Source organism: Streptococcus loxodontisalivarius, from assembly GCF_016908645.1.
GTDB lineage: Bacteria > Bacillota > Bacilli > Lactobacillales > Streptococcaceae > Streptococcus > Streptococcus loxodontisalivarius.
This window is the reverse complement of record NZ_JAFBEH010000017.1, coordinates 25,057-43,205: the sequence shown is the minus strand read 5'-3', so window position 1 is coordinate 43,205 and position 18,149 is coordinate 25,057. Positions and strand designations below refer to the sequence as shown.

The following is an 18,149-nucleotide window of genomic DNA, read 5'->3' as shown; positions in this document are numbered from 1 at the left end:
TTAAGCGAGCAAAGCAAAAATAGGAAACTGACGATGTGTCGATAAGACACAAGGCAGTTTATCTTTTTTGCACAGCTCGTAGGTTGTGTTCAAATAACATGATACAAAGAGCGTTAAACGGACACAGTCAAAATAGGAAACTTGACGAAGACGCAAATCGTCTAGGAAATGTTTATCTTTTTGACACAGTCCGTAGCCCGTGTTCAAATATTATGATACAAAGCCCGTAGAACACACAGCGAAAATAGGGAAGCAACGCAGTGTACTTGCACACAAGGAGATTCATCTTTTTCACTAGTCTTTTAGGCTGTGTTCAAATACAATGATACAAAAGCCATTAAGCGAGCAAAGCAAAATATGCTCAAACTGTCTGGGAGACAGTTTGAGGTGGGTAATGAAGAAAGTAAAACTTTCATCAAAAGTCAGAAATCTTCGATTTCGTAGACGCACCCACGTCAGGGCGACTAGGTGCTTCAGCACCAGACGCCTACGACGCTAAAAATGAAGCAGTGCACTAGCGTACAAGGCAGTTCATCTTTTTAAAAAGGACTAGGCAAGAGCCCAGTCCTGTGAGAAATCAGATTAGTCGATTGTTCCAAACTTGTCTAGGGTCCAGTAGCGGAATTTGACTTCACCAACGATAGCGCTACGGCTGAAGGTACCGACTTCACGGCTATCTTTAGAGACGATACGGTCATCTCCGAGGAGGTAGTATTGACCTTCAGGAACAGTGACTTCGAAGCTAGCATTGCCATCGGTATCGGTTGTAAAGGCATCGGCTGCTTCTGCACGTTCTTGGAAGTAAGAGTTATAAGAGTAAGTAGACTGAAGTTTGTCTTTCTTGAAGGCTGCGATGTAGTCGTCTAGATAACTTTCATCAACTTTCTCACCATTAACATAGAGAGTGTCATTTTCATATTTAATGGTATCACCAGGCATTCCGATAACACGTTTAACAATCTGCTTGGTCTGCCCATCTTCAGTTTCTTCAGCAACGACAACGTCAAAACGTTGGATGCTTGAGGTTTTAACAACAACCAAGCGTTGACCGTCAGCAAGGGTAGGATCCATAGAGTGTCCTTCAACAGTCACAGGGAACCAGATAAACAGACGCGAGACAATCGCAGCGAAGACAATGATGATGGTGAAAGCCCAATCTTTTAGAAATTTTTTCATAGTAGTGTTCCTTATTTTGAGAGTAGTTTTTGTGCTTTTTGTGTATTAGCGAAGTGTAGTTTTGCAAGGCCATTCAGACCAGCCATACCGTAGGTGGCAAGAATTTTGCTTGCTACTTGGTCTGATTTTGCGCCAGCTCCACTAGGAAGTCGGTAGCCACATTCATCAGAAAGCATGTCAAGATTCTCTAAGAAGAGGTCTCTTGCGATGATGGAAGAGACAGCGACAGCCAGGTATTTTCCTTCTGCCTTTTCCTCTAGAGTGATTGGCTTGTCAACCTGATTGACCTCTTGCTTGACGTATTTGTCATAGTTTTTGGGGCTGGTAAAGGCATCGATAACGATTTTATCAGCCTTTGCGCCAGCTTTTAGCAGTAAAAAGATAGCCTGATTATGGAGGGCAACCTTGACAGATACCGCATTATAGGGCTTGTTATCTCCTACGACTTCATTATATTTTTTGGGGGACAATAGCAGAGCTTGGTGCTTGATTTTTTCTTTCAAGATTGGAGCGATTTGACGAATCTTGATATCATTGAGATTTTTGGAATCATCAACACCCAGACTCTTCAAAAAGGCATGATCTTCTGGCCTGACCAGACTGGCTACAACAGCCAGCCCACCGAAATAGGATCCATTTCCAACTTCATCTGTCCCAATCAGTGCCATATTTTGTCCAGCAGGGCTGTTTGCTGTCTTTTGATTACTTGAGAGATCTGAAGCAAAACCGAGTTTACTTGCGACCTGCTCTGCTTGATTTCCCTGAAAGACGACCTTACCTGATGTGTAGGCTAGGACTGTCACGCCATCTACCTTAGCCGCAAAGCTAACGTAGGGATTATTATTTGAGATTTGTTGAGGAGTCAACTGAGACACGAGGGCTTTCATGTCATCCCCAGATAGTTTTACGACATAAGTATTCATAAAACATATTTTATCATAAAATAGACTAAAATTTGACAATCTTACTCTTGCTTTTTTGGAAAAAGCTGAGCTCAATGGAGGTCTCAATTTACGAAAGAGGTCTTTTGCGTTATAATAGGGTCTGAGGTGTTTTATGACAAATCAAAGTAAGAAAAAAAATATGAATCGTTACAAGTTTACCTTTGGCAGCAAGGATTTGACCTTGACAACGGACAAGTCTAACTTATTTATGGAAGAAGTTGAACGAGTAGCACGTGAAAAATACGAAGCTATTAAAGAAAAATTACCAGCAGCAGATGATGAAACAGTTGCCATTCTCTTAGCAATTAACTCTCTATCGATGCAATTGAGCCGTGAAATTGATATCGAAAAAATGGAGGAAGAACTTCACCAGCTCCGTGCAACCAAGTTGGAAGGTTTGCGTGAAAAAGCAGAGCAGGCTGTTGATGAGGGTGACCTATGATTAGTCTTCTTATTATCCTTGTTTTGGCTTGGACCTTCTACTTGGGTTACAGCCGAGGTATTATTCTTCAGACCTACTACAGTTTGGCTAGCTTGATTTCTCTAGCTTTAGCGACTGCCAACTATAAGGGACTTAGCAAGGTCCTCTTCATGTGGATTCCTTATTCTAATGCAGCAGAAGGGACAACAGTTAACTACTATCAGAACGTTAACATTTTTGAACTGGACAAGGTTTATTACTATGGTGTTGCCTTTTTTGCCCTTTATTTGCTCAGCTACTTGGTCTTTAGATTTTTGGGAATTTTGATTCACTTCTTTAACCTAGAACGTTTTGATAGTTTTGTGACACATAGCATAGCGGGTATCATGGCTCTGCTTGTTGCTAGTTTTTCTATCCTTATGATTTTGATGATCTTTGCAGCGGTGCCTTATGTTAGCTTGCAGAACTATTTGGCAGATGATCTTCTTGCCAATGCCTTTATCAGACATTATCCAATTTTGTCTTCTTATCTTAATGGTCTTTGGACAATTGGATAAAAGAATTTAATCGATTCTTTGGGGTTTGCTTTTGAGCAGCCTCTTTCTTTTTTAGAATAAATGTTACTAATTTTTAAAATCATTCTCGATTAGTGAGCAAAATAGTTGCTAAGGAAAAGCTGCTTTGCTATACTATAGTCAATCCTAAAACTTTTCTTGTAGTTGAACCTCCTAATTCAACTATAAACCTTTTCATAATCTCCAAAGATAGAGGGCAGTTGCCCTCTATCTTTTTTTCAAAAACTTTCTTCATATTTAATAGTTATTTTTGCGAGCAAAATAGTTGCAGAAGAAAAGTCGCTTTGCTATACTATAGTCAATCCTAAAACTTTTCTTGTAGTTGGACCTCCTAATTCAACTACAAACCTTTTCATAATCTCCAAGCTAGAGCGGTCACTTGTGACTGCTCTAGCTTTTTGTTTTAGGATTTGGACAAAAAGAATAAAAAATAAGGCTTGAAGCTTATTGCTATAAGAACCTTGATGAAAGTTTTGGTATAATAACAGTTATGAATACAAAGATTTTAGAACAGTTAGAATTTGACAAGGTCAGAGAGCAGTTCTTGCCATTCCTGCAGACGGAGCAGGGAAGAGCGGAGCTCATGGCTTTAGAGCCTATGACCAAGGCGGATAAATTACAAACACAATTTACTGAAATGACGGAGATGGCAGCGATTTTTGTGGAGCAGCACAGCTTTGCCATGGGAAGTTTGACAGATATCACAGAACCTGTCCGTCGTCTGGAATTGGATGCGGATCTCAGTGTGCAGGAGCTTTTAGCCATCAAAAAGGTGCTTTTGGTATCTGCTGAGATGAGTCGTTTTTATGCAGATTTGGAAAATGTGGAACTAGAGGCTCTTAAACGTCTTTTTGAAGCTATTGAAGTCTTTCCAGCTCTTCAAGGTAGTCTTCAGTCTATCAATGATGCTGGCTTTATTGAGAGCTTTGCCAGTCCAGAATTGACCAGTATTCGCAGTCATATCGCAGGCAGTGAGACTCAGGTGCGTCAGGTTTTGCAGGACATTCTTAGAAAAAATGCAGACTACCTGTCAGAGAACTTGATTGCCAGCCGTAATGGTCGCTCTGTCTTGCCTGTCAAGAATACGCACCGCAACCGCATCAACGGGGTTGTGCATGACATTTCATCATCAGGAAGTACGGTTTATATTGAACCCCGTGCAGTTGTCCAAATCAATGAGGAAATCACTCAGTTGCAGGCTGACGAACGCCATGAGATGGCTCGTATTCTCCATGAGTTGTCAGATATGTTGCGTCCGCATGCACACATCATTCGCAACAATGCTTGGCTTCTAGGACATTTGGATTTTGTTCGAGGGAAATTCCTCTATATGAGAGAATTTAAGGCAACTATTCCAAGTCTTTCAGAAGACAAGACCGTCCAGTTGCTCAATGCTCGTCACCCTCTTCTTAAAAATCCTGTTGCCAACGATCTGCATTTTGGAGATCAGTTGACAGCTATTGTCATCACTGGTCCTAATACGGGTGGTAAGACAGTCATGCTTAAGACCCTGGGTCTAGCTCAGCTTATGGCTCAGTCAGGTTTGCCGATTTTGGCGGACAAGGGATCAAAGGTTGCTCTTTTCAATCATATTTTTGCTGATATTGGAGATGAGCAGTCGATTGAGCAGAGTCTGTCGACCTTCTCTAGCCACATGACGCATATTGTGGAGATTTTGGATGAGGCAGATAGCGACAGTCTTATTTTGATCGATGAGTTGGGGGCTGGTACGGATCCCCAAGAGGGTGCTAGCTTGGCTATGGCCATCCTAGAGCATCTGCGCCTGAGTCAGATCAAGACTATGGCAACGACCCACTATCCTGAGCTTAAGGCTTATGGGATTGAGACTGACTTTGTGGAAAATGCCAGCATGGAGTTTGATGCGACGACCTTGAGTCCGACCTATCGCTTTATGCAGGGGGTTCCTGGGCGTTCTAACGCCTTTGAGATTGCTCGTCGTCTAGGTTTGGCAGAAGTTATTGTCAATGAAGCAGAGCAGATGACTGATACGGACACGGATGTCAATCGTATCATTGAACAGCTGGAGGCTCAGACCTTGGAGACCCGTCGCAGACTGGAACATATCAGAGATGTTGAGCAGGAAAACCTCAAATTCAACCGAGCTGTTAAAAAACTCTACAATGAATTTAGTCATGCCAAGGATAAGGAAGTTGAGAAAGCTACCGCAGAAGCTCGCCAGATTGTGGACAAGGCAATCACTGAGAGCGACGCTATTCTTAAAAACCTGCATGCTAAGGCTCAGTTGAAACCGCATGAAATCATCGAAGCCAAGGCTGATTTGAAGAAATTGGTACCAGAAGCCCACCTCTCTCATAATAAGGTCCTCAAAAAAGCTAAGAAGAAGCGAGCACCGCGCGTGGGAGATGATATTATCGTGGCAGCTTATGGTCAGCGTGGTAGCTTGACTAGAGAGGTCAAAAAAGGTGTCTGGGAGGCTCAAGTTGGACTGATCAAGATGACACTTAAAGAAGATGAGTTTAATCTGGTTAAAATCCAAGAAGAGGCCCAACAACCTAAGAAAAAACAAGTTCATACAGTTAAGAAAGCCAAGGGTAAATCAAGCACTGGACCTCGTGCTAGATTGGATTTGCGAGGCAAGCGTTATGAAGAAGCCATGCAGGAGCTGGATGCCTTTATCGACCAAGCTCTCTTGAATAATATGGGACAGGTTGATATCATCCACGGTATCGGAACAGGTGTCATCCGTGAAGGTGTTACCAAGTATCTGCGCCGCAACAAGCATGTCAAATCCTTTGAATATGCCCCACAAACTGCTGGTGGTTCAGGCTGTACCATTGCGACCTTGGGATAGGCAAATACAATGATAAATAAGACTGTACTAGGTATCAGAACGCACAAATGGGATGCTAATGTTAGCCGTGCCTTTGAGGAGTTGTCAGCTTATTTTTCTCCTGAAGATATCTATGTGATTTGTGATGAGTTGGCTGGTCAATCCCTGATGTTACCGCAAGGGATAAACAAGATTTCTTTATCAAGAGAATTTGTGGAGAATTCTGGTCTTAAATCAAGCTATAAGGGTTTGGATCAGGAAGATTGGTATAATCCTGCTAAGCACAAACCAGGTTGGCTATGTGGTGATTATTTTTACTATGCTTTTCAACAGGCTGTTGATGCCGATTTTTACTGGTTATTTGAAGCAGATGTTTATTTAACACCATCAATGAGGAAGGTTTTCTTTGAGAGACTAGATTCTCTAAAGTCTGATGCCCTCCTATCCTACTTTGCGCCAGCCAATGAGTCATGGTATTGGAAACCTAAAATGGAGTATTTTGAAGATAAGGTTTATAAAACTTATTTTCCTTTCAGTCGTTTATCCGCTAAGGCAGTAGCATGTTGTTTAGCTGAGCGAAGGAGGATTTCTCAACGCTTTAGGGAAGAGAAGCTTGATGATGTTTATTATCCAAATGATGAATCTCTAGTAGCGACAACTTTGGCTAAATATGGATTGGATGTTGTGGATCTTAGAGCCTGCTTTGAAGCAGATGTTTTCCAACATTTTTCAATCAAATCGACTGTGTTTACAAGTATTGATGATGAGCTCGATAAGGAATGTCATATTATTCATCCCTATATTGGAGATAAAAATTCTTAAATATAATGCAAAAACGTCTGGAAGAATGGATTTCCAAACGCTTTTGCTTTATGGTGAATGTGGCAGGCTTCCTCAGCAATTTGACGGATCAGGTCAGAAGGAATCTCACAGTCATAGGGAAATTGTATGGTACCATTGCTGTAAAGTGGATAATATTACGGCCCTGCCAGAAAGTAGGCATCTCATAAGAGATTTTAAGTTGAGCTTCTGGTAGAGTTTGGGCAAGACAGAGATAAAGTTAGGTGTTATACTAGGAAAGAAGGAGGTGCCTATGACGCATCGTATCTATGGTATGACATTCGCTAATGTCTATAAGGCTCTTTTGGCAAAAGCAGAGCGAAAAGGGAGAACAGCACAGGAAGTCCATCAATTAACTGCCTGGTTGACGGGCTATTCTCCTGAGGAAATAGAAGACTACCTCTCATCAGAAATTACTTATGGAGATTTTTTCAGGAAGGCACCTGCTTTAAATCCTAATCGTGTTAACATTACTGGCAAAATCTGCGGTGTCCAGATTGAGACGATTGAAGATCCACTAATGCAGGATATCAGACGACTTGATAGATTAGTTGACTGGTTGGCTAAGGGAAAATCCTTAGAAGCAATCTATGACAAATATCAGTAAAAAGGAGATCCGATGTTAGAAATTACCTATTTAGATGCTGGCAAACGTGAAAAGGTTGTCCAGTTTGAAACTTATAACGAATACGTCCGTTCTGAGCAAGCCTGCTGGCATGATATTCATGATTACTTTAAGACCTTGAAAGTAACTTACAATGGACACGATCTCAACTATCAAGGACCTTATGGAGACCTCTATCGCTTTCTTTTAAAAGTCGATTTGAAACAATACGACTAACAAGCCTTCCTGATTGCTTAGGTGAAATTAAACAAAAGACCTAATCGAGGTTACTTTTATCAAGAAAAGGTCTTTTGTAGAAGTAATTCTTATCGGAAGCCAAATGAGCATTGCATGTTAGTCTATGCAGAAATTCAAAATGTTTTCTTCAGTGAAAAATGCTCTGTGAAGAGAGATGAAGCGGTTTCTTCAGTGAAAAACGGTTTGTGTAGAGAGAAAAAATAGTTTTATCAGTGAAAAACGATCTGTACAGAGAGATAAAGTAACTTCTTCATGTCGAAGTAGGCTCTAACTTTGTCTCTAATGAATAGACTTTTTGAACATCGCAAAAGACTCCTGTTTCTGGTTTACTAGATTTCAACAGGAGTCTTTTTCTTGTATGCATATCGGTTTACGGACGCAGTGTTGTATGCCAAATCTGTTTTGTTCTTACAGAGTAATAATGTGTGGTTTGACCTTGCTGTCGTGGTTGGCAAGGACTGAAATACAGTTTGGATTGTCAACCTGCGTTTTGACCCAGTCAAGAGATTTTTGAGCTTGTGAACGGTCTTCGACGACACCAGGTGTCAAGTTTTCTTCCCAAGAACGTGCGGCATAGCCAGCATCAGAAGCTAGGAGAACATAGTCATCTGACTTAAGGCTCTGAATCTTAGTTGCATAGAGACCATTGCTGTGACCTGGAATCCAAATCATCTGTAAGCTGCCATCACCAAAGAGGTCAAAGGCACGTTTCTGAGGACCTAGGTCAGAGTCACTGAGTTTGAAGGTCTGTACATCCACACCTGCCCATTCGTGGTGGAGATATTTGATTTTATCCTTTTGAGCGGCTTCCCATTCTTCCTCAGAGACAAGGATACTTTTGGCATCTTTTACTAGGCGCAGCCCATCAGCATGGTCGCAATGTAAATGGCTGAGCAGAAGATAGTCAATATCAGATGGCTTGTAACCCAGATTTGCCAATTGCTCATGAACGGCTTGTCCTTCAGGCAAATCGGCTTTGTTTACAGGATATTGCCATTTAAGATTTTTGATTTGATTGGTGCGGTTGTCTGTGTGCCAGCCTGTGTCAATCAGAACCAAACCTTTAGGGTGCTCAATCAGATAGACAGAAACAGGGATAGCAATTTGGTGCTTTTTACTACTAAAGAGGCCAGTCCAAGCGATTTTAGAATCGCTGTCGTGGTGAAATGGCAGAGCTTCGTCAACGATAACAGTACCAGTATGAAGAACGTGAATTTTAATGTCTTGATTTGTCATGATTTTATCCTCTATATTATTAATGAGACCATTTTAGTAGGAAGGATAGACAAAGTCAAGATAAGAGGTATCAGTCCTATAAGGTTTAGACAGTTTTGGAGAAAGTGTAGGGTACAGTCATTATCAGGAAAGAATTTTTAAGACGACTGCTTCTAATTGTTCCATATCTAGTGACTTATCTGCTTGGCTGAGATAATAGATGACACTGGCAACAACAGAGGAAGCAAAAACTTCTAGCAGTAAATCACTGTCTTTCTTCTTTTCTTTAAAGAGGGGGTAGAAGTCGGATTTGATAGCAGTCTTCCAAAGAACAATGAAGTCTTGGTTGGGATGTTCAAGTAGAAAACTATCGAATACTAGTTGTTCTTGTGCAATGAAATCAAGAAGTTTAGCCATAAAACCAGTTTGTATCTGATTATTTTCCTGATAGGAAGCGGTGTGGGCGAGTAACTTAGCTATAGTTACCTCTTCAATCTCTTTTTTTAACTCTTCCAAATCACGGTAGTAAGTATAAAAAGTCGAGCGTGCAATCGGTGTTTCAAGACAGATTTGACGGACAGAGACTTTCTGACTTTGACCATATGCTTTGAGAAAGGCTTTGTGGATAGCGAGTTGAGTATCAGAGAGTTTTTTCTTTCAATAGTTAATAAATAAGGGTTCATATTGCTTTATTATATCATACAGGTTTTCTGAGCAAAAAAATTGCCAAACAGGAGCTTGAGGGTTAGAATAAAGACAAATTTGACAAAGGATAGGACGAGCTAAGCTTGCCTATCCACTAGAAGGAGTTATTATGATTAACATTACATATCTTGACGCTTCAAAACAAGAAAAAACAGTTTCATTTGAGTCTTACGCAGAATTTGAACGCTCACAACAAGCCTGCCTAATCGGTATCTCAGACTATTTCAAAGTTACAAAATTGACTTACAATGGTCATGAACTTGATTACTCAGGAACTTATGGCGATATCTTCTTCTATCTTTTGAAACAAGATTTGAGCCAATACGAAAACTAAAAAAGATCAGAAAACCAGCCATTTGGCTGGTTTTTTCTTGTGAATAGGATGAGCAAAATTGTAGAAAAATACATTAGAAATCAGGAAAGGGATGGCATAGCACATGATTCTTAAGCATAGAAGAATCATTTTTAGATGGCTGTTAAAAAATGACTAAGGTTCAGCTGATGCCTTTAGTTACTGGATAATCTTTAAAATCTTATAGATGTTGTACAAGATATTTGTTTTCACGGATGGTAATGAGTTTCTATGAAAGATTGGGAAAAGCCTATATGGGATAAATCACCAAACAGTCATCAGAGTTCCGATTGTAATTAATAGGCAACCAATCATGCTTTTGGCTGAAATGTCTTCTTGGAGGAAGAAGTAGGCGAGCACAAAGGTGAAAATCAAGCTGAGTTTGTCGATTGGAACGACCTGAGAAGCCTTGCCATTTTGCAGGGCGTAATAATAGCAGAGCCAGGAAGCGCCAGTAGCAAGACCTGAGAGGATAAGGAAAATCCAGCTTTTGCGGCTGATGTCGCTGATGCCAGAAAATGAGTGAGTGATGGCAACCATGCCCCAGGACATGAAGACCACAACCAAGGTTCGAATAGCTGTTGCTAGGTTGGAGTTAACATCGGAGATACCGATTTTAGCCAGGATAGAGGTCAGAGCAGCGAAGATAGCTGATAAGAATGCAAAGAAAGCCCACATAGTAAAAATCTCCTTTTCTTTTTATTCTATCACTTATCTGCGGGTCCGTTAAGAAAAGGTCGGTAAGTTTCTGTAAAAAGCTATGCTATAATAGGGATTATGAAAGATTATACGTTTTTTTATGACAAGATTTCGGCACCTTTTCGTCAGTCACAGAAGTTGCTTGCAGTCTTGAAATTGGCTAATAAGAGCATAACTAGTCTCATGTATGCTCTCTATCCCTTGCTTTTGGTCTATTTGCTTTTAACTGACTGGTCAAGGGCAATTATGACGCTAGTCCTACCAGGTCTTGGATTTATCTTACTGAGCATTTTTAGGAAGTGGTTTAATCAGGCAAGACCTTATGAGACTTGGGCGATTTCCCCTCTTATTATCAAGGAGACTAGTGGCCAGTCCTTTCCTAGTCGTCATGTTTTCAGCGCTAGCTTGATTGCAGTCTGTTTTTGGCAGGTCAGTCCTTGGATCAGTCTCACGCTACTAGTCCTATCTGGTATCTTGGCTCTGGCTAGGGTCATCGCTGGTATCCACTATCCCAAGGATGTTTTGGTGGGTTTCTTGCTGGGCATCATCTGGGGAGCTCTGCTATTTTTCCTATAATCCTAAGAAGAGATAGCCAGCAATACCCTCATCAAGGGACAGGTGGACAAGAAAGTCTTTGTATTAGAAGTTGTGTGGAGATAAAATAAGAAAGAGGTTACAATATGTAGCCTTTTTCTGTTATAATATGAAAAAAACGAAGGTGGATAGGCTATGTCAAACGAGGACATTTTTGCTGAAGTTGCTTCAGGTCGTATGTATGATGATTTGCAAAAGGAATTGGTTGAGGCGCGTGAGAAGACCGTCTTTCTGACCAATGACTATAATGCTAGTTTTGGTCAATCTGCTGAAAAGCGTCAAGCTATTTTGAAAAAACTGCTGAAATCAATGGGAGAAGATGTCTTTTTTGAACCAAACTTCCGTTGTGAGTTCGGATCAAATATCAGTATTGGGAATCATTTCTATGCTAATTTCGACTGCGTCATGCTGGATGGAGGCGGTATTGAGATTGGTGACCATGTGCTCTTTGGTCCACGGGTGGGTATCTATACCTCTAATCATGCGCTGGATCCGATTGAAAGAGCTAATGGAGGCTGCTATTCTAAACCAGTCAAAATCGGTAGCCATGTCTGGGTTGGTGGCGGTGTCCAAATCAATCAAGGCGTGACTATCGGAGATAATGTCGTGATTGGTTCAGGCTCAGTTGTGACCAAGGACATTCCTTCTAATTCAATCGCTGCTGGGGTTCCTTGCCGTGTCATCCGACCTATTACAGAAGCAGACAAGACAGGCTATGTACCCAAGCACTAAGGAGAAACTATGACCATTATTCACAAGCACTATGTTCAGTATTATGAGACTGACCGTATGGGAATCAGCCACCATTCTAACTATGTTCGCTGGATGGAGGAGGCTAGGACGCATTTTCTGCGTGAGATTGGTTGGTCTTACGATAAGATTGAAGAGGCTGGTATCATCTCACCCGTGACTCAGATTTCCTGCGACTACAAGGCGACAACCACTTTCGCTGATGAGATAGAGATAGCTATATCTGTTCTTTCGGTAAAAGCTGCGCGCCTTAGCTTTTCTTATGTGATGATCAAGCAAGACGGTAGTCAAGTCTGTACTGCTCAGTCAGAGCACAGCTTTTTAGATAAGGAAGGACGCTTTGTCAACCTGAAAAAACAGGCACCAGACTTTTTCCAAAAGCTCAAGGCTATGGAGGAATCGGGAGAAAAATAAGCTGATAGAGACAGCTAAAATCCTGATAGGAATTTCCTATCACATCTCCGTAGCAAATAGTTGGCAAAAAAAAAATTTTAGGTTATTATGTTGTCATGATTAAGAAAGAGGTGGATAGGATCCCCTCTAATAAGAAAGGTAAGATAGCTCTAGGAGTTATCGAGGTATTCATATGGCACATGTCGTTACAGATGCAACTTTTGAAGCAGAAACTAAAGAAGGTCTTGTCCTAGTTGACTTTTGGGCAACTTGGTGTGGTCCATGTCTCATGCAGGTACCAATCTTGGAACAATTGTCTGAAGAATTGGACGAAGACGAATTGAAAATCGTTAAAATCGACGTTGACGAAAACCCAGCAACAGCACAAAGCTTTGGTATCATGTCAATCCCAACCCTTCTTTTCAAAAAAGACGGTGAGGTTGTCAAACAAGTCGCAGGTGTTCACACTAAAGACCAAATCAAAGCAATCGTTGCAGAATTGAATGCATAAAAAATAAGGAGTCTGACTGACCCAAATCATAGATGATTATCTAATGATTGAGTCCAGTACAGGCTCCTTTTTTAGCGAGAAAGACCTTAGTCTTCTTTATCCTTGTTAAAGGCATTTTTTAAACCTTCAACAGCACCTTCGACAGTGTCTTTGGCGTCTTCGACAAATTCTTTGCCTTTAGCGACACTTTTCTCAACAAGTCCTTCGACTTCAGTCTTAGTATCACCAGTGATTTTACCAAAGCCTTCTTTAAGAGCGCCTTTAGCTTGATCGAGTTTTGCTTGTAATTTTTCTTCTGACATATCACTGTCCTCCTTAATTGAGACAAGTATAGCAGTTTTGGAAAACGATTTCAAAGTATTTGATTAGAACTTTTTAGGTTAACTTTAATCAAGCTGATCCAGAGTGCGTTCAAAGATTTCAAGAAAGGATTTATCTTCAGCTAGATGTCTGGACATTTGTTCAGATTTTTTTGAAAATTTGTTCAAAAAGGTCTTGACTTGGAGTCCACTCTAAGGTTTATAATGGTGGCATAAAGAATGAATGGAGGAAAAGCCCATGGATAAAGCTTTTATTCCTTATATCAATACAGACAAGTTAGTTCCTGAAGAGGATGGTCTGCGTCAGCTGATTAGTCAGATTCAGGTGGAAAATAAGCCGCTGGTTCAGGAGCTTAACACTCAGGTGCAGACCTACGACTCCACGCGCCAGCTATTGGAACAAATTACAGGGCAAGCTATCGACTCGTCGACGGTTATCAATGTGCCTTTTCAGACGGACTTTGGGCGTCATATCAGCTTTGGGAAGAATGTCTATGTCAATATGGATGTTTTCATGGTTGATCTGGGTGGGATTGTGATTGAAGATGATGTGCTGATTGCGCCTCGTGCCAAGCTCATCTCGGTCAATCATCCCCTAAATCCTGCCGATCGTCACAAGCTGGAGCTCAAGTCAGTAACCATCAAGCGCAATGCCTGGATTGGAGCGGATGCGACTATTTTACCTGGTGTGACCGTGGGTGAAAATGCTGTCGTGGCAGCAGGTGCTCTGGTGACCAAGGATGTCCCAGCAAACACGGTCGTTGCAGGTGTCCCAGCCAAGGTTATCAAGGAAATCGAGGTTTAACATGAATATCAAATCAGCTAGTCAGCAGCTGGATATCTCTGCTGACACCATCCGTTATTATGAGCGTATCGGTCTGGTTCCTCCCATCACACGCACAGCTTCAGGCATTCGTGATTTTCAGGAGGAGGATCTAGCCGCTCTAGAGTTTGTCAAATGCTTCCGCGCCGCAGGCGTATCTGTGGAGAGCTTGATTGACTATATGACGCTTTTTCCACAGGGCGAAGAAACCAGAGAAGCTCGCTTAAGTATTCTTTTAGAAGAAAGGGAGAAAATGGCAGAGCGTTTAGAAGACTTGCAGGCTGCCCTAGACAGACTGGATGGAAAGATTCAAGCATACAAGGAAGGAAAAATAAAATGACAGAAAAACTTGATTCACTATTTGGAAGAGGCGATAAAAACGATGCCTACGTTTCAGTCTTTACAGGACAATCCTATCTCAATATGTTGGTACAGGCGCCAGATGGTCACTTTAGTCTAGGGAATGTTACCTTTGAACCAGGTTGTCGCAATAACTGGCATGCCCATACAGACGGCTACCAAATTCTTCTTGTGACGGATGGACAAGGACTCTATCAAGAAGAAGGAAAACCAGCTCGTCTTATCAAGGCTGGTGATGTTGTCGTGACAGAACAAAATGTCAAGCACTGGCATGGCGCCACAGCTAATTCATGGATGGCTCATATCGCTATCACAGCAGGACCAAGCGAATTCTTCGAAGCCGTCAGCGACGAAGCCTTTGCCCAAGCTAACCAAGAAGCGAAAGCAAACTAAACAGAAAAATAGAATAAAACAAACTGCTGGTTCCGAGAGTCCAGTGGACTCTTGAAAGTTGGAAATAGAGAAAGCGAAGCTTTCAACTCTACGACCAGCTTAGTTCAAGACAAACATTTAAAAGTTATAAAGAAAGGTAGATAACATGACAGAGAAAATTAAGCAAACTGCTGGTCGCGACCAGCTTGGCGATTTTGCACCTGACTTTGCCCACTACAATGATGATGTTTTGTTTGGCGAAAACTGGAACAACCAAGATATCGACCTCAAAACACGTTGTATCATTACAGTAACAGCACTTATGAGTTCAGGAATCACAGATACATCCTTGGTTTACCATCTTGAAAATGCTAAGAATAATGGTGTGACTAAGGATGAAATTTCTGCCATCATCACTCACTTGGCATTCTATGTTGGATGGCCAAAGGCTTGGGCGGTCTTTCGTTTAGCCAAGGATGTTTGGAAAGACTAGGTAGAATTGCTAAAATAAATTATTATCAATGGAAAATGAGGAAAACATGAAAACAGCTATTTTTGAAAAAGCCGGTCAAATGATTATTGAAGAGGTTGCTAAACCTCAACTTCAAGCGGATGATGATGTCATCATCAAGGTTGTTCGTGCCTGTGTCTGCGGCTCAGACCTTTGGTCATATGCGCACGGCGATGATAAGGAAGCTCACTCAGACAACTCAGGTCACGAAGCTCTTGGAATCGTTGAGGAAACAGGCTCTGCTATTACCACAGTGAAAAAAGGCGACTTCGTTATCGTGCCATTCACTCATGGTTGTGGTGAGTGTGCTGCCTGTCGTGCTGGCTTTGACGGAACATGTGACAACCACCTAGGTTATAGCAACTGGGGTATGGGTTATCAGTCAGAGTACATCCGTTTCCACTACGGTAACTGGGCTTTGGTTAAGGTTCCAGGTCAACCAAGTGACTACACAGAAGGCATGATTAAGTCTCTTTTGACTCTTGCAGATGTTATGCCGACTGGTTATCATGCTGCTCGTTGTGCTAATGTTGGGCGTGGTGATAAGGTTGTTGTTATCGGTGATGGTGCCGTTGGTCAATGTGCAGTTATTGCTGCTAAAATGATGGGTGCCTCACAAATTATCCTTATGAGCCGTCACCAAGACCGTCAAGAAATGGCGCTTGCTTCAGGTGCGACAGCAGTTGTGGCTGAGCGTGGTGAGGAAGGTATTGCCAAAGTTCGTGAAATCCTCGGTGGTGGCGCAGATGCTGCCCTCGAATGCGTGGGTACAGAAGCTGCTATCGACCAAGCCCTCGGTGTTCTCCGTAACGGTGGTCGTGTTGGTTTCGTTGGTGTGCCTCACTACAGCAACCACGCGCTTGGCTCAACCTTTGCTCGTAATATCTCAGTAGCAGGTGGTTCAGCCTCTGTAACAACTTACGATAAGGATGTTTTGCTCAAAGCTGTGCTTGATGGTGACATTAACCCAGGTCGTGTCTTCACAGATACTTACAAACTTGATGATATTAACCAAGCTTACGCTGACATGCAAGACCGTAAAGCTATCAAATCAATGTTGGTAGTGGCAGAATAAGAAGATGAAAATTGGCTAGGGCAACGTCTTAGTCAATTTTCATTTAGGATAAGTATATCGGTGTAATAAACTGTGGTATACTTTAAATATGGAAATCACAATAAAACAATTTGAAGAACAGTTTGTTAAAATCTATGGTCGTAATGTATGGAATGATTTTAATGGGTATTCTAGAAATGAAATATTGCAGAAACTTGGATTTGAATCAATACAAAAACTAGAAGAACAATTAAGTAAATATGTTAAAAGAATCGAAGAAGTAAAAGATTTTTATAGACATAAACAGTTTGCTAGATTTGTCTTGATTAGTATTGAAAAGTTTAAACGCTCTGAAAGTAATGAAATTGATTTTAGTCGGTTATATAACGAGTCATTTACTAGTGAATTACCTGATAGTGAAAAATTTTGGGAGGTAGAACACATCTTCTCACTCAATAATTTTAATAGGGTTTTTAGTCAGCATCTAAGAGAACAAACTCAGTTAAAAAATAATATTGCGAACCTCACTTTAATTTCTAGACGTTTAAATGGAAGTGAACCTTATAAATATGCAGACTTTAATAGGAAAAGAGAACTAATCAAAGATTATGAAGAGAAAGATTTTTTTATCAATAGAATTTTTCATTGTGAAGCAGATAATGAAGATGCATTTGTAACTTTACTTCAAAATCGTAAACAGAGTATAATATCTGATTTTAAAGATATTTTTCAATCTGTTACACCGTCTAGATTTGATACTTTTTATACAGAAATTCTGGGAATATCAGAAAATATTTGATTCACAATTATTGAGTATCAAAAGAATTGGTTGTGGTTCCAGGTGCCAACCACGTTGACCTCTACGACAGAAAAGATATGATTCCATTTGACCGCTTTGCAGCCTTCTTTGAAAAAGCTTTATAAATAAAAATCAGCATTTAATTTTGACTGATGTCAGATTGAAGAAAAATCCGTTTTGGATTATTTCTTCAATCTTTTTTATTTTACCAATGGCGTAAAATACCATTCAAATACTTTTGTAACAAGGTTTTTCTTTGTAGAATATCAAGCCATCACTCAAGAATTTATTATTTTTTTGAAAAAAAGAGATTCTTCTCTTGACATTCTACCTACTGGTAGGTAGAATGTATTTATCAAATAAAAAGAGGTAATAAAAATGACTTTTGCAGAAACACTTAAAAACCGTATTTCAATCCGTGACTTTAAAGCTGAGGCACCTTCACATGAAGAGTTGACAGCAATTGTAGCAGATGCACAGATGGCTCCTTCTTGGGCTAATACGCAACCTTGGAAGGTTTACATTGCCACTGGTGACACTATGGAAGCTATTCGAAAAGATCATATGGAAAAAGCAGCTGCTGGTACTAAGGGTTATTCTGATCTTCCAACAAAATCTCGTAAAGATTGGGGAGTGCATTCTCTTGAAAATATGACAGCTTGGCTTGATAAACTTGGTCAAGACCCTAAGATGGAAAACTTTTCTCAAGCAAATGCTCAGTTGTGGAATGCGCCAGCTATGGCTTACATCACTATCCCAAGAACAGCTCCTGTTTGGTCAGTTTATGATGCTGGTGCTTTTGCCCAAACCTTGATGCTTGCGGCAGCTAGTCGTCAAGTTGATACAATGGTAGCTTACGAAAATGTTCGTTTCCCAGATGAAATTCGTGAACACATGGCAGTTTCTGATGATGAGATTATCGTTGCAGGTATTGCTCTGGGTTATCGTTCAGATAATCACATCAACCTTTTGGGACGTGACCGTACGGCAACTGAAGAGATCCTCACTATCAAATAAGTAGGTCATTTGTTATAATAGTCCTATTACTAACTAGTAGGTAG

Annotated in this window: 24 protein-coding genes; 18 read left to right on the top strand and 6 right to left on the bottom strand. The window is 40.9% G+C overall.

Annotated features, from left to right (window positions below; genetic code table 11):
• Positions 1 to 582: 582 nt before the first annotated feature.
• Positions 583 to 1,176, bottom strand: coding sequence for a signal peptidase I (gene lepB / locus JOC28_RS05035; protein ID WP_205009555.1), 594 nt, complete (start codon positions 1,174 to 1,176; stop codon positions 583 to 585).
• 11 nt (positions 1,177 to 1,187) lie between these two features.
• Positions 1,188 to 2,099, bottom strand: coding sequence for a ribonuclease HIII (gene rnhC / locus JOC28_RS05030; protein ID WP_205009554.1), 912 nt, complete (start codon positions 2,097 to 2,099; stop codon positions 1,188 to 1,190).
• Positions 2,100 to 2,232: 133 nt separating this feature from the next.
• Between rnhC and JOC28_RS05025 the strand changes: the two genes are divergently transcribed.
• From JOC28_RS05025 to JOC28_RS05000, 6 genes are all read left to right on the top strand, one after another.
• A complete protein-coding gene (locus JOC28_RS05025; protein ID WP_205009553.1) occupies positions 2,233 to 2,562 on the top strand; it encodes a hypothetical protein in 330 nt (109 codons plus the stop codon).
• Positions 2,559 to 3,098, top strand: coding sequence for a CvpA family protein (locus JOC28_RS05020; RefSeq protein ID WP_205009552.1), 540 nt, complete (start codon positions 2,559 to 2,561; stop codon positions 3,096 to 3,098). Before JOC28_RS05025 ends, JOC28_RS05020 begins: the two co-directional genes overlap by 4 nt.
• A 508-nt stretch (positions 3,099 to 3,606) precedes the next feature.
• On the top strand, positions 3,607 to 5,949 hold the full coding sequence (locus JOC28_RS05015) for an endonuclease MutS2 (RefSeq protein WP_205009551.1): 2,343 nt from the start codon (positions 3,607 to 3,609) through the stop codon (positions 5,947 to 5,949).
• 9 nt (positions 5,950 to 5,958) lie between these two features.
• Entirely contained in the window at positions 5,959 to 6,750 is a 792-nt protein-coding gene (locus JOC28_RS05010; RefSeq protein WP_205009550.1) for a hypothetical protein, read from the top strand.
• 271 nt (positions 6,751 to 7,021) lie between these two features.
• Entirely contained in the window at positions 7,022 to 7,375 is a 354-nt protein-coding gene (locus JOC28_RS05005) for a DUF2200 domain-containing protein (protein WP_205009549.1), read from the top strand.
• A 12-nt stretch (positions 7,376 to 7,387) separates the two neighbouring features.
• Positions 7,388 to 7,609: a DUF4649 family protein gene (locus JOC28_RS05000; protein ID WP_205009548.1), complete on the top strand. Its 222-nt coding sequence runs from the start codon at positions 7,388 to 7,390 to the stop codon at positions 7,607 to 7,609.
• 429 nt (positions 7,610 to 8,038) lie between these two features.
• Here JOC28_RS05000 and JOC28_RS04995 read toward each other — a convergent pair whose 3' ends face one another.
• Positions 8,039 to 8,866 carry an N-acyl homoserine lactonase family protein gene (locus JOC28_RS04995; RefSeq protein WP_205009547.1) on the bottom strand — a complete coding sequence of 276 codons (828 nt, stop codon included), beginning with the start codon at positions 8,864 to 8,866 and terminating at the stop codon, positions 8,039 to 8,041.
• Between the two features lie 123 nt (positions 8,867 to 8,989).
• Positions 8,990 to 9,262: a hypothetical protein gene (locus JOC28_RS04990; protein WP_205009546.1), complete on the bottom strand. Its 273-nt coding sequence runs from the start codon at positions 9,260 to 9,262 to the stop codon at positions 8,990 to 8,992.
• A 397-nt stretch (positions 9,263 to 9,659) separates the two neighbouring features.
• Here JOC28_RS04990 and JOC28_RS04985 point away from each other — a divergent pair, with 397 nt between their 5' ends.
• On the top strand, positions 9,660 to 9,884 hold the full coding sequence (locus tag JOC28_RS04985) for a DUF4649 family protein (RefSeq protein WP_205009545.1): 225 nt from the start codon (positions 9,660 to 9,662) through the stop codon (positions 9,882 to 9,884).
• Between the two features lie 282 nt (positions 9,885 to 10,166).
• On the opposite strand, the gene JOC28_RS04980 is transcribed toward JOC28_RS04985, so the two are convergent.
• Positions 10,167 to 10,580 carry an EamA family transporter gene (locus JOC28_RS04980; RefSeq protein ID WP_205009544.1) on the bottom strand — a complete coding sequence of 138 codons (414 nt, stop codon included), beginning with the start codon at positions 10,578 to 10,580 and terminating at the stop codon, positions 10,167 to 10,169.
• A gap of 99 nt (positions 10,581 to 10,679) precedes the next feature.
• On the opposite strand from JOC28_RS04980, the gene JOC28_RS04975 reads away from it, so the two are divergent.
• From JOC28_RS04975 to trxA, 4 genes are all read left to right on the top strand, one after another.
• Positions 10,680 to 11,177 carry a phosphatase PAP2 family protein gene (locus tag JOC28_RS04975; protein WP_205009543.1) on the top strand — a complete coding sequence of 166 codons (498 nt, stop codon included), beginning with the start codon at positions 10,680 to 10,682 and terminating at the stop codon, positions 11,175 to 11,177.
• Positions 11,178 to 11,330: 153 nt separating this feature from the next.
• The gene (locus JOC28_RS04970; protein ID WP_205009542.1) at positions 11,331 to 11,927 is read left to right on the top strand and encodes a sugar O-acetyltransferase; all 597 of its coding nucleotides are present in this window, start codon (positions 11,331 to 11,333) and stop codon (positions 11,925 to 11,927) included.
• 9 nt (positions 11,928 to 11,936) lie between these two features.
• Positions 11,937 to 12,359, top strand: a complete 423-nt coding sequence (locus tag JOC28_RS04965; RefSeq protein WP_205009541.1) for an acyl-CoA thioesterase — start codon at positions 11,937 to 11,939, stop codon at positions 12,357 to 12,359.
• A gap of 172 nt (positions 12,360 to 12,531) precedes the next feature.
• On the top strand, positions 12,532 to 12,849 hold the full coding sequence (trxA, locus tag JOC28_RS04960; protein ID WP_205009540.1) for a thioredoxin: 318 nt from the start codon (positions 12,532 to 12,534) through the stop codon (positions 12,847 to 12,849).
• Between the two features lie 86 nt (positions 12,850 to 12,935).
• Here trxA and JOC28_RS04955 read toward each other — a convergent pair whose 3' ends face one another.
• On the bottom strand, positions 12,936 to 13,151 hold the full coding sequence (locus tag JOC28_RS04955) for a CsbD family protein (protein ID WP_205009539.1): 216 nt from the start codon (positions 13,149 to 13,151) through the stop codon (positions 12,936 to 12,938).
• Between the two features lie 256 nt (positions 13,152 to 13,407).
• Between JOC28_RS04955 and JOC28_RS04950 the strand changes: the two genes are divergently transcribed.
• The 7 genes from JOC28_RS04950 (at position 13,408) to JOC28_RS04920 (ending at position 18,105) form a co-directional block, all read left to right on the top strand.
• Positions 13,408 to 13,974, top strand: coding sequence for a DapH/DapD/GlmU-related protein (locus tag JOC28_RS04950; protein ID WP_205009538.1), 567 nt, complete (start codon positions 13,408 to 13,410; stop codon positions 13,972 to 13,974).
• A 1-nt stretch (position 13,975) separates the two neighbouring features.
• On the top strand, positions 13,976 to 14,332 hold the full coding sequence (gene nmlR / locus JOC28_RS04945) for a stress response transcriptional regulator NmlR (RefSeq protein WP_205009537.1): 357 nt from the start codon (positions 13,976 to 13,978) through the stop codon (positions 14,330 to 14,332).
• Positions 14,329 to 14,745 carry a cupin domain-containing protein gene (locus JOC28_RS04940; RefSeq protein WP_205009536.1) on the top strand — a complete coding sequence of 139 codons (417 nt, stop codon included), beginning with the start codon at positions 14,329 to 14,331 and terminating at the stop codon, positions 14,743 to 14,745. The genes nmlR and JOC28_RS04940 overlap by 4 nt, the downstream gene beginning before the upstream one ends.
• Before the next feature lie 145 nt (positions 14,746 to 14,890).
• Positions 14,891 to 15,217 (top strand): carboxymuconolactone decarboxylase family protein, encoded by a 327-nt coding sequence (locus tag JOC28_RS04935; protein ID WP_205009535.1) that lies wholly within the window; start codon positions 14,891 to 14,893, stop codon positions 15,215 to 15,217.
• Between the two features lie 46 nt (positions 15,218 to 15,263).
• Complete coding sequence (locus JOC28_RS04930; protein ID WP_205009534.1) at positions 15,264 to 16,310, top strand: zinc-binding dehydrogenase; 1,047 nt, start codon at positions 15,264 to 15,266, stop codon at positions 16,308 to 16,310.
• 88 nt (positions 16,311 to 16,398) lie between these two features.
• Positions 16,399 to 17,088, top strand: coding sequence for a GmrSD restriction endonuclease domain-containing protein (locus JOC28_RS04925; protein ID WP_205009533.1), 690 nt, complete (start codon positions 16,399 to 16,401; stop codon positions 17,086 to 17,088).
• Positions 17,089 to 17,466: 378 nt separating this feature from the next.
• Positions 17,467 to 18,105 carry a nitroreductase gene (locus tag JOC28_RS04920; RefSeq protein ID WP_205009532.1) on the top strand — a complete coding sequence of 213 codons (639 nt, stop codon included), beginning with the start codon at positions 17,467 to 17,469 and terminating at the stop codon, positions 18,103 to 18,105.
• Positions 18,106 to 18,149 lie beyond the last annotated feature (44 nt).